The sequence below is a fragment of the Pseudooceanicola marinus genome (assembly GCF_020177265.1).
GTDB classification, from domain to species: domain Bacteria; phylum Pseudomonadota; class Alphaproteobacteria; order Rhodobacterales; family Rhodobacteraceae; genus Pseudooceanicola; species Pseudooceanicola marinus_A.
In genome coordinates, this window is the sequence record NZ_JAIVMC010000010.1 from 172,816 (window position 1) to 186,143 (window position 13,328).

General features: G+C 66.3%; 15 protein-coding genes. 12 read left to right on the forward strand and 3 right to left on the reverse strand.

Annotated features, from left to right (window positions below; translation table 11 throughout):
• The first annotated feature begins 1 nt into the window (after nucleotide 1).
• From LC066_RS17865 to LC066_RS17895, 7 genes are all read left to right on the forward strand, one after another.
• A complete protein-coding gene (locus LC066_RS17865) occupies nucleotides 2–205 on the forward strand; it encodes a DUF1737 domain-containing protein (protein WP_085887619.1) in 204 nt (67 codons plus the stop codon).
• 1 nt (nucleotide 206) lies between these two features.
• Nucleotides 207–1,235 carry a MaoC family dehydratase gene (locus LC066_RS17870; RefSeq protein ID WP_224901874.1) on the forward strand — a complete coding sequence of 343 codons (1,029 nt, stop codon included), beginning with the start codon at nucleotides 207–209 and terminating at the stop codon, nucleotides 1,233–1,235.
• Between the two features lie 426 nt (nucleotides 1,236–1,661).
• Nucleotides 1,662–2,051: a succinate dehydrogenase, cytochrome b556 subunit gene (gene sdhC, locus LC066_RS17875; protein WP_085887617.1), complete on the forward strand. Its 390-nt coding sequence runs from the start codon at nucleotides 1,662–1,664 to the stop codon at nucleotides 2,049–2,051.
• A 14-nt stretch (nucleotides 2,052–2,065) separates the two neighbouring features.
• On the forward strand, nucleotides 2,066–2,470 hold the full coding sequence (gene sdhD, locus LC066_RS17880; RefSeq protein WP_224901877.1) for a succinate dehydrogenase, hydrophobic membrane anchor protein: 405 nt from the start codon (nucleotides 2,066–2,068) through the stop codon (nucleotides 2,468–2,470).
• Between the two features lie 15 nt (nucleotides 2,471–2,485).
• Nucleotides 2,486–4,291: a succinate dehydrogenase flavoprotein subunit gene (gene sdhA / locus LC066_RS17885; protein ID WP_224901880.1), complete on the forward strand. Its 1,806-nt coding sequence runs from the start codon at nucleotides 2,486–2,488 to the stop codon at nucleotides 4,289–4,291.
• 132 nt (nucleotides 4,292–4,423) lie between these two features.
• The gene (locus LC066_RS17890) at nucleotides 4,424–5,455 is read left to right on the forward strand and encodes a polysaccharide pyruvyl transferase family protein (protein WP_224901883.1); all 1,032 of its coding nucleotides are present in this window, start codon (nucleotides 4,424–4,426) and stop codon (nucleotides 5,453–5,455) included.
• An 82-nt stretch (nucleotides 5,456–5,537) separates the two neighbouring features.
• Nucleotides 5,538–6,317, forward strand: coding sequence for a succinate dehydrogenase iron-sulfur subunit (locus tag LC066_RS17895; RefSeq protein WP_222479803.1), 780 nt, complete (start codon nucleotides 5,538–5,540; stop codon nucleotides 6,315–6,317).
• Between the two features lie 195 nt (nucleotides 6,318–6,512).
• Here the strand turns inward: LC066_RS17895 and LC066_RS17900 are convergent, their stop codons facing one another.
• The 3 genes from LC066_RS17900 to LC066_RS17910 are packed head-to-tail and all read right to left on the reverse strand — an operon-like array spanning nucleotide 6,513 to nucleotide 9,045.
• Entirely contained in the window at nucleotides 6,513–7,292 is a 780-nt protein-coding gene (locus LC066_RS17900) for a MetQ/NlpA family ABC transporter substrate-binding protein (protein ID WP_224901886.1), read from the reverse strand.
• A 27-nt stretch (nucleotides 7,293–7,319) separates the two neighbouring features.
• Complete coding sequence (locus LC066_RS17905) at nucleotides 7,320–7,994, reverse strand: methionine ABC transporter permease (RefSeq protein WP_222479807.1); 675 nt, start codon at nucleotides 7,992–7,994, stop codon at nucleotides 7,320–7,322.
• Nucleotides 7,984–9,045, reverse strand: coding sequence for a methionine ABC transporter ATP-binding protein (locus tag LC066_RS17910; protein ID WP_224901889.1), 1,062 nt, complete (start codon nucleotides 9,043–9,045; stop codon nucleotides 7,984–7,986). The genes LC066_RS17905 and LC066_RS17910 overlap by 11 nt, the downstream gene beginning before the upstream one ends.
• Nucleotides 9,046–9,331: 286 nt before the next feature.
• Between LC066_RS17910 and LC066_RS17915 the strand changes: the two genes are divergently transcribed.
• The 5 genes from LC066_RS17915 (at nucleotide 9,332) to LC066_RS17935 (ending at nucleotide 13,295) form a co-directional block, all read left to right on the forward strand.
• Complete coding sequence (locus LC066_RS17915) at nucleotides 9,332–10,138, forward strand: hypothetical protein (RefSeq protein ID WP_224901893.1); 807 nt, start codon at nucleotides 9,332–9,334, stop codon at nucleotides 10,136–10,138.
• A gap of 132 nt (nucleotides 10,139–10,270) precedes the next feature.
• The gene (locus LC066_RS17920; protein ID WP_157792131.1) at nucleotides 10,271–10,429 is read left to right on the forward strand and encodes a hypothetical protein; all 159 of its coding nucleotides are present in this window, start codon (nucleotides 10,271–10,273) and stop codon (nucleotides 10,427–10,429) included.
• A gap of 93 nt (nucleotides 10,430–10,522) precedes the next feature.
• Nucleotides 10,523–10,729, forward strand: a complete 207-nt coding sequence (locus LC066_RS17925) for a hypothetical protein (RefSeq protein ID WP_085887609.1) — start codon at nucleotides 10,523–10,525, stop codon at nucleotides 10,727–10,729.
• Between the two features lie 314 nt (nucleotides 10,730–11,043).
• The gene (locus LC066_RS17930) at nucleotides 11,044–12,222 is read left to right on the forward strand and encodes a type III PLP-dependent enzyme (RefSeq protein ID WP_222479813.1); all 1,179 of its coding nucleotides are present in this window, start codon (nucleotides 11,044–11,046) and stop codon (nucleotides 12,220–12,222) included.
• 230 nt (nucleotides 12,223–12,452) lie between these two features.
• Nucleotides 12,453–13,295: an urea carboxylase-associated family protein gene (locus LC066_RS17935; protein WP_224901896.1), complete on the forward strand. Its 843-nt coding sequence runs from the start codon at nucleotides 12,453–12,455 to the stop codon at nucleotides 13,293–13,295.
• Nucleotides 13,296–13,328: the final 33 nt, after the last annotated feature.

Genomic DNA, 13,328 nt, shown 5'->3' on the forward strand with positions numbered 1-13,328 from the left:
CATGAAGCTCTATCGTTTCCTGTCCGAAGACGACACCTCCGCCTTCTGCCACAAGGTCACCGCCGCGCTGAATGCCGGCTGGGCGCTGCATGGCGATCCGACCTACGCCTATGATGCCGCCAACGGCACCATGCGCTGTGGCCAGGCGGTGGTGAAGGAGGTCGACGGCACCTATTCCCCCGACATCAAGCTTGGAGCCTACTGAAATGAAGACCAACCCGGGCCGTTTCTTCGAGGATTACACCCTGGGGGAGGTCATCCCCCATGCGGTGCCGCGCACCGTCACGTCGGGGGAGCGCGCGCTGTATCACGCGCTCTACCCGGCGCGCGGGGCGCTCTATTCCTCGGACGAATTCGCCCGGGCCTGCGGGCTGCCGGGATCGCCCATCGACGACCTGGCGGCCTTCCACCTGGTCTTCGGCAAGACCGTGCCGGACATCTCGCTGAACGCCGTGGCCAACCTCGGCTATGCCGAGGGCCGCTGGCTGGCGCCGGTCTGGCCCGGCGACACGCTGACCGCGCGCTCCACCGTGATCGGGCTGAAGCAGAACTCGAACGGCAAGACCGGCGTGGTCTGGGTGCGTACCGAGGGTCTGAACCAGTACGGCACGACCGTTCTCAGCTACGTTCGCTGGGTGATGGTGCGCAAGGGCAACCCCGAGGCGCCGGCGCCCGACACCGTGGTGCCCGAGCTGTCCGATGCGGTGGCTGCGGATGATCTGGTGGTCCCCGAGGGGCTGGATTTCACCGGCTACGATTTCGCCCAGGCGGGCGAGCCGCATGCCTGGGGCGACTACGAGGTGGGCGAGCGGATCGACCACGTGGACGGATCAACCGTGGAAGAGGCCGAGCACATGCTGGCCACCCGGCTGTGGCAGAACACCGCCAAGGTTCACTTCGACGCCACCTTCCGCCCCGATGGCCAGCGCCTGATCTACGGCGGCCACGTGATTTCCATGGCCCGCGCCTTGTCCTTCAACGGTTTGGCCAATGCCCAGATGATCGTGGCGCTGAACGGGGGGGCGCATGCGAACCCCTGTTTCTCGGGCACGACGATCAAGGCCTGGTCCGAGGTGCTGGACCGCGCCGAGACTGGCGCACCGGGCGTCGGCGCCCTGCGCCTGCGGCTGGTCGCGACCTCGGGCGGGGAGCCCTTCACCCTGCGCGGCGAGGACGGGAAATACCTGCCTCATGTGCTGCTGGATCTGGATTACTGGGCGCTGGTGCCGCGCTGAAAACAGGCGCGGACCGGGGCCGGGCCAGGCCTCCGGCGAGGATATCTCCGGCCAACAAATCGAGGCAGGTTGGGCGTGGATCCGCGCGGGCGGGCAGGGGGCCTGTGGGGCGCGCCAGCGGGGCGCTGCGGTGGCCCTTGCGCGCCCCGGTCCCTGCCAATTCCGGGCTGGCAATATCCCCGCCGGAGGCCCGCTTGTCTCGCCTGCGGTGGGAAAAGAGCGCAGAATCAAGTCGCAAAACCTAGCAAATCAGTCAGAATTTTGCGCCGCTCAATACGTGATCACAGCTTCATTTTCCGTGATCACAAGTTGAAAAAGATATGGTTGCTTTCGTCAAATTCTCGGGACCGGACCCCCCGGAGAGGATGACAAGCGCATGCGATCTGCGTAAACCAGAGACCAAGGGAAATCCGGAAAGGACATGCCATGGCCGATGTGAACCGGGGCAACCGCCCGCTCTCTCCATTCATGCTCGGGAAGCACTACAGGTTCCAGCTCAACTCCGTCACCTCGATCCTGACGCGGATCACCGGCAACGCGATGGTCGTTTCCGCGCTGCTGGTCGCCTGGTGGCTTCTGGCGGCCTCCTCCGGCCCCGACTACTTCGCGACCGCGGACTACGTGCTGACCTCCTTCATCGGTGACATCATCATGACGCTGTCGGTCCTGGGCCTGTGGTATCACACCCTGGCAGGCTGCCGTCACCTGCTGTGGGACAACGGCTACTGCCTGGATGTCGAGACCTCCGACAAGCTCGGCTGGGGCATCATCGGCGGCTCCGTCGTCCTGACCCTGCTGACCATCATCATCGTCTGAGAGGAGAGCCAGCCATGCGTTATCTCACCGACCGCAAGCGCGCCGTGGGCATGGGTGCCTCCAAGACCGGCACCGAGCACCACTGGTTCATGCAGGTGACGTCCTTCGCCCTGCTGCCGCTCGTCATCCTGTTCGTCTTCACCTTCGGCTGTGCCCTGGGCGGATCCTACGAAGAGGTTGTCGCCTATTATTCCCGTCCCTTCCCGGCCATCGTCGCCCTGCTGACCCTCTGGGTCGGCATGATGCACTTCAAGTCCGGCGCCCAGATGGCGATCGAGGACTATGTCCACGGCATGAAGGGCCGTCTGACCATCATCGCGGTGACCTGCCTGGCCTATGCCATCGCCGCTACCGGCACCTATGCCCTGATCAAGCTCGCACTCTCCGCCTCCGGCGTGATGATCGAGATCGACGACTAAGACCCGAGGTTCCCAATGGCTGCTTACGAATACGAAACGCACGAATATGACGTGGTCGTGGTCGGCGCCGGTGGCGCGGGTCTGCGCGCCACCCTCGGCATGGCCGAACAGGGGCTGAAGACGGCCTGTGTGACCAAGGTCTTCCCGACCCGCTCGCACACCGTTGCCGCACAGGGCGGCATCGCCGCCTCGCTGTCGAATATGGGCCCGGACAACTGGCAGTGGCACATGTACGACACCGTCAAGGGCTCCGACTGGCTGGGCGACACCGACGCCATGGAATACCTGGCGCGGTCCGCCCCCAAGGCCGTCTACGAGCTTGAACACTACGGCGTGCCCTTCTCGCGCACCGAGGAAGGCAAGATCTACCAGCGTCCCTTCGGCGGCCACACGACCGAGTTCGGCGAAGGCCCGGCCGTGCAGCGGACCTGTGCCGCCGCCGACCGGACCGGCCACGCGATCCTGCATACGCTCTACGGCCAGTCGCTGAAGAACAACGCGGAATTCTACATCGAATATTTCGCCATCGACCTCATCATGAGCGACGACGGCGTCTGCACCGGTGTCGTCTGCTGGAAGCTCGATGACGGCACCATGCACGTCTTCAACGCCAAGATGGTCGTGCTGGCCACCGGCGGCTACGGTCGTGCCTACTTCTCCGCGACTTCCGCGCACACCTGCACCGGTGACGGTGGTGGCATGGTGGCCCGTGCGGGCCTGGCGCTGCAGGACATGGAGTTCGTGCAGTTCCACCCGACCGGCATCTACGGCTCCGGCTGCCTGATCACCGAAGGCGCGCGTGGCGAAGGCGGCTACCTGACCAACGCCGAAGGCGAACGGTTCATGGAGCGTTACGCGCCCCAGTACAAGGACCTCGCGCCCCGCGACTACGTTTCGCGCTCCATGACCATGGAGATCCGCGAAGGCCGCGGTGTGGGCGAACACGGCGACCACATCCACCTTAACCTGTCGCACCTGCCGGCCGAGGCGCTGGCGGAACGGCTGCCCGGCATCTCCGAGTCGGCCAAGATCTTCGCCGGCGTGGATGTGACCAAGGAACCGATCCCGGTTCTGCCGACCGTGCACTACAACATGGGCGGCATTCCCACCAACTACCACGGTGAGGTGCTGAACCCGACCGCCGACAACCCGACCGCCGTCGTGCCCGGCCTGATGGCCGTGGGCGAAGCGGGCTGTGCGAGCGTCCACGGCGCCAACCGCCTCGGCTCCAACTCGCTGATCGACCTCGTGGTCTTCGGCCGCGCCGCCGCCCTGCGCGCCGGTGAGGTGGTCGATCGCGACTCCGCGATCCCCGCGACCAACACCGCGTCCGTGGACAAGGCCTTCGACCGCTTCGATTTCTACCGCAACGCCAAGGGCGGCGTGCCGACCGCGGAACTGCGGCTGGAAATGCAGCGCACCATGCAGTCCGACGCGGCCGTCTTCCGCGCCTCCGACACCCTGAAGGACGGCGTCGAGAAGATGACCGAGATCGCCGGCAAGCTGCCTGATGTCCACGTCACCGACCGTTCGCTGGTCTGGAACTCGGACCTGATGGAAACGCTGGAATTGACCAACCTGATGCCGAACGCGATGGCCACCATCGTCGGCGCCGAGGCCCGTCACGAATCCCGCGGCGCCCACGCCCACGAAGACTACGCGGAACGCGATGATGAGAACTGGCGCGTCCACTCCATCACCCGCGTCGACGGCGCCAAGGTGGATCTGACGTACCGTCCGATCATCGCCGACCCGCTGACGACCGAGGAAGAGGGCGGCATCTCCCTCAAGAAGATCGCGCCCAAGGCGCGGACGTTCTGATATGGCGACCGGCCGGCACGCGTCCCTGCGTCGTGTCCTTCGGGGACGCGACCGGGGCACGCCGCCGGCCGCTCGCTTTCCCTGCGCGCCGGAGGTCCTCCGGCGGCGGCTTCGCCCGGACTACGTGACCCGATGACCCAGAAAGTGCAAAGCTCGACCGCTTCGACCGGCGCCCCCCGTGGCACCGGCGATGGTTTGCTGCATCTGCACCTGCTGGACTCTTCCGTCGCCAGCGACAACGTGGGCGACGAGATCATTACCCGCTATCTGCGCGCCCAGCTGGAGGGGACATTCCCCGACGCCTATTTCACGACATCCGCATCGCATGACGGGCTGGGCCGGTTCGGTCGTCGCCTGGTCGAGGCCGCGGATATGGTCTTTTTCCTAGGGACCAACGCGCTGTCTGCCCGCTGGCGGGCCCGTGGTGGCCTGATGCCGATGTCGCGCGCCGACGTACGCGCGATGGAAGGCAAGCTGGTGCTCTTCGGGGTCGGGGCCAACCGGGCATGGACCGGCCGCGCCGACCGGCGCCAGGTTCGACGGCTGTCGCGCCTCCTGTCTCCGCGCTTCACCCATTCGGTGCGCGACGGATCCGCCATGAAGATCGTCGAGGCCGCAGGCCGCAACGTCCTGAACGGCTCCTGTCCGACGATCTGGACCCTGCCGCGCCAGCAGAGCTTCGCGCCCGCACGGCCGGAGCACGTCATTTTCTCGCTGACCGCCTACCGGGCCGATCGGGACGCCGATGCGCGTTTTCTCGATTGGCTGAAGAGCCGTTACACGCGGTTCAGCTTCTGGCCCCAGCAGGTCGAGGATATCGCCTACCTCGACAGTTTCGCCAATCGGCCCGACGCCACGCGGATTGCGCCGAACCTTGCGGCCTACGACCGCGTCCTGGCCGACCCGGCGCCGCTGGACGTCGTGGGCTCGCGCCTGCACGGCGGGATCCACGGGCTGCACGCCGGACGGCGCAGCGTGATCCTGGCGGTTGACAACCGGGCGCGCGAAATCGGTGCAGAGACCCAGATCCCCGTGCTGGACCGGGCCGAGGCGCCCGACCGGCTCGACGCGCTGCTCGATGCGACGATCCATATCGACCTGACCGCATCGCATGAACTTGCATCGCGCTACCTCTCCCAGTTCGAGGAGCTTCGCGCCGCATGACATCTTCTTTCCGCATCACCCAGCAGATCGCATGCCCGCTGGCATGCCGTGCCGCCATCGACACACAACCGGAGGCCTGAACATGGTTCAACTGACCCTTCCCAAGAATTCCCGTATGACCACGGGCAAGACCTGGCCCAAGCCGGAGGGCGCCACGAACGTCCGCAAGTTCAAGATCTACCGCTGGTCCCCCGAAGAGGGCGGTAACCCCCGTGTCGACACCTACTTCCTCGACATGGACAAATGCGGTCCGATGGTTCTGGACGCGCTGATCAAGATCAAGAACGAGATCGACCCGACCCTGACCTTCCGCCGGTCCTGCCGTGAAGGGATCTGCGGCTCCTGCGCGATGAACATCGACGGGCAGAATACCCTGGCCTGCATCTTCGGCCTGGACGAGGTGAAGGGCGACGTGACGATCTACCCGCTGCCGCACATGCCGGTAGTGAAGGACCTGATCCCGGATCTGACGCACTTCTACGCGCAGCACGCCTCGATCATGCCCTGGCTGGAAACCAAGACCAACCGCCCCGCCAAGGAATGGCGCCAGTCCATCGAGGATCGCAAGAAACTCGACGGTCTGTATGAATGCGTGATGTGCGCCTCCTGCTCCACCTCCTGCCCCAGCTACTGGTGGAACGGCGACCGCTATCTCGGACCGGCCGCGCTGCTGCACGCCTACCGTTGGCTGATCGACAGCCGCGATGAGGCCACTGGCGAGCGTCTGGACCAGCTGGAAGACCCCTTCAAGCTGTACCGCTGCCACACCATCATGAACTGCGCCAAGACCTGCCCCAAGGGTCTGAACCCGGCGAAGGCCATTGCCTCGATCAAGCAGATGATGGTCGAACGCGCCGTCTGAGGCCGCCGCAGACCGCAAGACATCGCAAGGCCCCGGTCCGACAGGTCCGGGGCCTTTGCCGTTTCGGGGGCATGTCTCCGCCTTGGGGGGCAGGGCAGGAGCCTGCGGGCGGGGCGCCGCCCACGAAAAACGCCGGCCCCCTTGCGGAGACCGGCGTGGAAGCGTCCCGCGGCCCGGGGGCCGCGGCAGCTGCCCTTACCAGGAGGTCAGGACGGTGCCGTTGTACTTCTCTTCGATGAAGGCCTTCACCTCATCCGAGTGGTAGGCGTCGACCAGCGGCTGCACCCAGGGCTCGTCCTCGTCACCGGCGCGCACCACGATGATGTTCACGTAGGGGCTGTCGGTTTCGGTGGCGATGGCATCGTTCACCGGGTCCAGGCCCGAGGCGATGGCGTAGTTGGTGTTGATCATCGCCGCGTCCAGGTCCTGCAGCGACCGGGGCAGCTGCGCCGCGTCCAGTTCCTGGATGCGGATGTCACGCGGGTTCTCGGCGATGTCCAGCACGGTCGGCACCAGGCCCACGCCCTCGGCCAGGGTCAGCAGGCCCTTCTGCTGCAGCACCAACAGGGCGCGGCCGCCGTTGGTCGGGTCGTTCGGAATGCCGATGGTGGCGCCGTCGGGGATCTCCTCGGGGGAGGCGAACTCATCCGAATAGAGGCTCATCGGCGTGTTGATGGTGGTGCCCACCTCGACCAACTCGAAGCCGCGGTCGTCCATCTGGCGTTCCAGGTAGGGACGGTGCTGGAAGCTGTTGGCCTCGATGTCGCCATCGGCCAGCGCCTGGTTCGGCACCACGTAGTCGGAGAATTCGACCACGTCGATCGCGAGGCCCATGGGCTCCGCCACCTTGGCGACCTCTTCCATGATCTCGCCGTGCTGACCGGGGGACACGCCCACGCTGATTTCCCATTCCTGGGCCGTGGCTGCGCCGGCGGTCATCGCCAGAACGGAAGCAAGGGTCATCAATTTCTTCATCGGGTAACTCCTTTCAAAGGGGTTGGATCAGGCGCCGCGATTGCTCGGCGCCCGTTTGTCCACGCGGCGGGCAATCCATTCACCAACGGTTTGCACGACCTGCACGAGGACAATGAGAATGAGAACCACGAGGCCCATGACCTCGGGCATGAAGCGCTGGTAGCCGTAGCGGATACCGAGATCGCCCAGGCCTTCGCCGCCGACGGCGCCGACCATGGCCGAGTAGCCCAGCAGGCTGACCACGGCGAGGGTGAGGCCCAGCACGATGCCCGGCATCGCTTCGGGGATCAGCACCTTGCGGATGATCTGCATCGGCGTGGCCCCCATGGACCGCGCGGCCTCGATCAGACCGCTGTCCACGTCGCGGATGGCGTTTTCCACCAGGCGCGCGATGAAGGGGACGGCGGCGATGGTCAGCGGCACGATGGCTGCCGTGGTGCCGATGGAGGTGCCTGCGACCAGCCGGGTGAACGGAATGATCGCCACCACCAGGATGATGAAGGGCACCGACCGCGTCGCGTTGACGATCACGCCCAGCACCTTGTTCAGCCAGGGCGACGACAACAGCTCGCCCTTCTGCGAACAGGCCAGGAAGGTGCCGATCGGCAGGCCGCCGATGGCGCCCAGGATGGTGGAGACGAGGACCATGTAGATGGTCTGCCAGGTGGCCTCCATCAGCATGTTGATCAGGTTAGCTGACATAGCCCAGGACCTCCGTGCGTTGTTCGTGGCTTTCCAGGTAGGCGCGGGCCTCCGCGGCGCGATCCGCCTCGACCGAGATCAGCAGGTTGCCGAAGGGGCGCGGGCCGATCTCCTCGACGGCGCCCGCCAGGATGTTCACCTGCAGGCCCAGCTCGGAGCTCATCCGCGCCAGCAGCGGGTCGGTCGCATTGTCGCCGACGAAGGTGATGCGCAGCACCTCGCGGGCGGGACCGGCCGGCGGGGTGTCCTGCAGCTTGCGCGCGATGAAATGCGGCAGCGTGACGCCGGTGACGCTGGACAGGAAACTTTGAGTGGTCGGGTGTTTCGGCTCGGTGAAGATATCGTAGGTCGCGCCGTCCTCGACGATGTGCCCGTCCTCGATCACCGCGACATGGCTGGCGATGTCACGCACCACGGCCATTTCGTGGGTGATCAGCAGGATCGTCAGGCCGAGGTCGCGGTTGATGTCGCTCAGCAGTTCCAGAACCGTCTGGGTGGTCTCCGGGTCCAGCGCCGAAGTCGCCTCGTCCGACAGCAGGACCTTGGGCTGCGTGGCCAGGGCGCGGGCGATGCCGACACGCTGTTTCTGACCGCCCGACAGCTCTGCGGGGTAGCGCGCCGACAGCTCCTGCAGGCCGACGCGGGCCACCAGGTCGTCGACCCGTTTCTTGATCTCGCCCGAGGGCGTCCCGGAGATTTCCAGTGGCAGGGCCACGTTCTCGAACACGGTCCGCGAGGACAAGAGATTGAAATGCTGGAAGATCATGCCGACTTCGCGACGGATGTCGCGCAGGGCCTGCCCCTTGGCGTCGCCCACGTCGCGGCCGCCCACGATGACCTTGCCAGAGGTCGGCTTCTCCAGCCCGTTGACCATGCGCAGGAGGGTGGATTTGCCTGCGCCCGACCGTCCGATGATGCCGGTGATGGTTCCCGGTTCGACGCTCAGCGAAATGTCTTCAAGCGCCGTGACCTGGCCGCCGCCCTTCTTCGGGAAGGACTTGCCGACCTTGTCGAATGTGATGGCTGCTCCGGTAGAGCTTTCCGTCTTCATGCTGTTTCGGTTGCCTCCGGTTAGTGACCTGCAGGGGTAGACCCCAACAACCACAAAGTCACAACCCCCAGAGCCTGAAGGGGGCCGCAAACTTGCGAAAACTCCTTTGAATGCCGAAACAATTGGCTTTGACGTCACGTCGCTCAGGGCAAGGCTGTCCGGCGAGCGCGGCGCCGTGAGGCGACCCGGGCTGCCGCCGTCCGGCGAAAATCCGGAGCCCGCGACACCCGGTCTTAACCCGCCGGGTGCCAGTGTCCGCCGCGATTTGACAGATGCGGAGAAGCTGATGACCCGGTGGCGCCTGCCCCTGATCCTTTGCCTTGCCATGACAGTCCCGGCCCCGCAGGCCCGGGCCTATTCCCTGATGCCCGAGGCCGAAGAGGCGCGACCGCTGCTGGTGGCCGCCGCCCGTCCGATGCTGCCCCGGCCCGGGGCGACCCCCGCCGCGCCGCTGGCGGCGCCGGGGGCAGGGGCCCTTGCGGCGGCACCGAAGGCCGTGCCCGCCGCCCCGGTGCCCAGCCTCTTCCGGGATCGTGAGGCCTCGTCGCTTTTCGCCCCCGTGCCGGATCGTGCGCGGTTGTCGCCACTGCGGCCCCTGCCACAGCGCCCGGGCACCGCCACGGCGCAGCTGTTGCACCTGATCGCCTCGGTCGAGGCGGATCCCTCGAAGGGCTATGATTCCGTGCAGTTCCAGGCCCGGATCAAGCCGCCGAAGCCGCCCACGCAGATGACGCTGGACGAGATCCACGCCTGGATCCGCGCCACGCCGGGGCAGCAGCACGCCATCGGACGCTACCAGATCGTGCCGCAGACCCTGCGCGGGCTGCAGAAACAGCTGGATCTGCCCGGGCACGCCCGGTTCGACGCGGCGCTGCAGGATCGGATGGCGGATGCCCTGCTGCAATTCGCGGGCTACGACCGCTTCCTGAAGGGGAAGCTGACGCGCACCGGGTTCATGAACAACCTGGCCCGCGTCTGGGCGGCGCTGCCGAACTCCTCGGGGCGGTCGCACTACCATGGGCTGGCGGGCAATCGGGCCGCCTTCACCTGGGGGCACTTCTCCAACCGGATGAAGGCGATCTTCCCGCGCTGATGCTGCGCCGCAACGTCACCTTTGCACCCGCAGCATAGCGCCTCTTCCCGTTTGCCAGACCTGTCCATGCCGGATCCGTGTCATAAGGCCCCCAGGGAGGAGAGCCGAAGCAGATGATCAAGAGGCACTCCGATGACGACCACCGCTCCCACCCGCGAAGAGCTGATCCGCGCCCAGGCCGCGCTGGATGCCCTGAACGTGGCCTATGAATACTTCACCCCCGCCCCGCGCCTGGTCGTTTCGACCCCCGCCGAGGCGAAGGACTACGAACCCTACACCGCCGCCGCCTGAGCCTTCGGGTATCGCGGTGATGTGACAGCGCGCGGCGCCTCCCTCGGGGCCGCGCGCTTGTCTTTTGCGGGCCGCAGGTTCAGATCTCCCCCCATGGTTCTTCTCATCCCCATCGGTTTCGCGATCTTCCTGATCTACATGTGGATCTGGGGCCCGTCGCCGACGAAATCCTGCCGCTGGCGCATGGATCGGTCCCGCGATCGCGACGGGCAGAGCTTCTACATCTGTCCACTCTGCGGCGCCGAGCGGTTCACCGCCGATGGCAAGCCCCCCCGGATCTGCGCCCTGAAGGAGCCATGATCGGCCTCGTGCGGCGAAAAATCGGGCCTCGTCAGACTCTTGCAAATTTGCTCAAATTTACAGGGGTTTGCGACCGGTTCTCGGCGCCGAAAATTTTTCGGATCGCGGCTAAAAATACCTCTTGATCGAATCTTCGATTGGCCCGATATGCCCGGCCAAGACGCCAACGCACGCGCCTCTGTCGAAAGGGCAGCCTCTGGGTGACGGGTCATCGACCCTGGTCTCCTAGGCGAAACCTCTAGGGTTATGTAGCGACGGTAACGTCTCCCTTGGAACTGAGCGGTCATATATGGCCGGGTCTATTGGAGATGACCATGAACGCTTTCGTTGCCGATTTCTCGGCCCGCGCCTCCGTGCGCCCTCAAAACCGTGTTGAAGCCTTCATCCGCCAGAACGATTTCGAGCGCCCGACGCTGGTGCTGGATATCGAGCGCGTGGACAGCCAGTACCGTGCCCTGGCCGAAGGCCTGGGTCGCGCCCGCATCCACTATGCCGTGAAGGCCAACCCGCAGCGCGAGATCATCGAGCGCCTGGTGAACCTCGGCTCCGGTTTCGATGCCGCATCGCGCGCCGAGATCGAGCTGTGCCTGAGCCTGGGCGCGCACCCCGATCACATCTCCTTCGGCAACACCGTGAAGAAGCCGCGCGACATCGCGTTCGCCTACCACGCCGGTGTCACCCTCTTCGCCGCCGATGCGCCCGAAGAGCTGGAGAAGATCGCCGAGCATGCGCCCGGCTCCGAGGTCTACATCCGCCTGATCGTCGATGCGTCGGAAGCCGACTGGCCGCTGTCGCGCAAGTTCGGCATTGCCCGCGAAGGCGCCGTCGCGCTGATGGACTATGCCGTCGAGCTGGGCCTGAAGCCTGTCGGCCTGTCCTTCCACGTCGGTTCGCAGACCAAGCGCGCGGAAATGTGGATCACCACGCTCGACCAGGTGGCCTCCGTCTGGAATGCGGCCATCGCTGCCGGCCATGATCTGACCCTGCTGAACATCGGCGGCGGTTTCCCGGCCTACTACGGCGAAGAGATCCAGGGCCCGACCGCCTATGCGGCGCGCGTGATGGAGCTGGTGACCGAGCGTTTCGGCGACGTGCCCCACGTTATGGCAGAGCCGGGTCGCGGCCTGGTGGCCGAGGCCGGCGCCATCGCCGCCGAGGTGCTGCTGGTGTCGCGCAAGTCGGAAAACGATCTGCACCGCTGGGTCTATCTGGACATCGGCAAGTTCTCGGGCCTGGCCGAAACCATGGACGAGGCGATCCGCTATCAGTTCCTGACCGACCGCGACCACGAGGGCCACGGCCCCTGCATCCTGGCGGGCCCGTCCTGCGACAGCGCCGACGTGCTGTACGAAAAGCGCCCGGTCGATCTGCCGCTGGGCCTGCGCTCGGGCGACCGGTTCATCATCCGCAACTGCGGCGCCTATACCTCGACCTATGCCTCCATCGGCTTCAACGGCTTCCCGCCGCTGGACGTGGTGGTCCTGCAGGACTGATCCCTGCCAAATGTCATCTCCAGGGGAGGGGGTCGCCATCGGCGGCCCTCTTTCCGTTTTGGGGGCCGGGTGACTGGCGGGGAGGGGGCTCTGCCCCGTCTCAGCAGGCTGAAACACCTGCCGGGATGTTTGCGTGAAAGAGAAGGGGGGGGACGCGGCGCCTGACGGATCCGTCGCGCCCCTTGCCCTCGCCGCGCGGCTGCGGTTCCTTGGCGCCAAAGGAGAGACCCATGACCCAGCCTGCCGACGCCGAAGACCGCCGCGCCATTCCGCCGGTGATCTGCTATCCCACCGCCACCCTGCCGCGCCCGGACCTGGCGCTGTATCGCGCCGCCCTGGACGGCGCGGAGGTCACCGAAACCCATGTGGCCGCGCCCCGCGAGGCGGCGAGTTTCACCGTGCCGGCGGGGCATTTCTTCCGCATCCGGTCGGTCGAGGGGCCGCAGGTCGGGGACCTGAACCTGTGGAATGCCAATGACATCTCTGAGCGGTTCTATTCCGGCAAGACCCGGGCACTGCACGGCACCCATGTGACCACCGGCGAGCGTCTATGGTCGTCCTTCCCCGGCTTCCGCCCCATGGCGACCATCGTGGAGGACAGCCTGGACTGGTACGGGATCGACGCCTACGGCGGCTCCGTTCATGACGTGATCGGCACCCGCTGCGATCCCTACACGCACAACCTGCTGTCCGGCGGTCAGTACCATCATTGCTGCCATTCCAACCTGACCCGCGCGCTGGCGCAGCACCTGGGCATGACGGCGGCGGAGGCGGAGCCGCATGTGCATGACGTGCTGAACGTCTTCATGTGCACCGGGTTCACCCGCGACACGGGGCAGTATTTCATGAAGGCCAGCCCGGTGCGGCCGGGCGACCAACTGACCTTCTTCAGCGAGATCGACCTGCTGGGCGCGCTGTCGGCCTGCCCGGGCGGCGACTGCTCGACCGAGCACAGCTCGGACGCGGCGCGTTGCTATCCGCTGGAGATCGAGATTCTGGCGCCCGCCGCGGGCGCGTTGCAGGGATGGGAGAGCCCGGCGCGGTCGGGCTACGACGGCAGCCACGGCATGTGATCGCTTGCTGCGGCAGGCCCCGGGATGCGCCCG

Coding starts and splice junctions, on each gene's coding strand:
- sdhA (WP_224901880.1), top strand. CDS start 2,486: ATGGCTGCTTACGAATACGAAACGCACGAATATGACGTGGTCGTGGTC.
- LC066_RS17915 (WP_224901893.1), top strand. CDS start 9,332: ATGACCCGGTGGCGCCTGCCCCTGATCCTTTGCCTTGCCATGACAGTC.
- LC066_RS17905 (WP_222479807.1), bottom strand. CDS start 7,994: ATGTCAGCTAACCTGATCAACATGCTGATGGAGGCCACCTGGCAGACC.
- LC066_RS17890 (WP_224901883.1), top strand. CDS start 4,424: ATGACCCAGAAAGTGCAAAGCTCGACCGCTTCGACCGGCGCCCCCCGT.
- LC066_RS17925 (WP_085887609.1), top strand. CDS start 10,523: ATGGTTCTTCTCATCCCCATCGGTTTCGCGATCTTCCTGATCTACATG.
- LC066_RS17865 (WP_085887619.1), top strand. CDS start 2: ATGAAGCTCTATCGTTTCCTGTCCGAAGACGACACCTCCGCCTTCTGC.
- LC066_RS17900 (WP_224901886.1), bottom strand. CDS start 7,292: ATGAAGAAATTGATGACCCTTGCTTCCGTTCTGGCGATGACCGCCGGC.
- LC066_RS17920 (WP_157792131.1), top strand. CDS start 10,271: ATGACGACCACCGCTCCCACCCGCGAAGAGCTGATCCGCGCCCAGGCC.
- LC066_RS17870 (WP_224901874.1), top strand. CDS start 207: ATGAAGACCAACCCGGGCCGTTTCTTCGAGGATTACACCCTGGGGGAG.
- LC066_RS17935 (WP_224901896.1), top strand. CDS start 12,453: ATGACCCAGCCTGCCGACGCCGAAGACCGCCGCGCCATTCCGCCGGTG.
- sdhC (WP_085887617.1), top strand. CDS start 1,662: ATGGCCGATGTGAACCGGGGCAACCGCCCGCTCTCTCCATTCATGCTC.
- LC066_RS17910 (WP_224901889.1), bottom strand. CDS start 9,045: ATGAAGACGGAAAGCTCTACCGGAGCAGCCATCACATTCGACAAGGTC.
- LC066_RS17930 (WP_222479813.1), top strand. CDS start 11,044: ATGAACGCTTTCGTTGCCGATTTCTCGGCCCGCGCCTCCGTGCGCCCT.
- sdhD (WP_224901877.1), top strand. CDS start 2,066: ATGCGTTATCTCACCGACCGCAAGCGCGCCGTGGGCATGGGTGCCTCC.
- LC066_RS17895 (WP_222479803.1), top strand. CDS start 5,538: ATGGTTCAACTGACCCTTCCCAAGAATTCCCGTATGACCACGGGCAAG.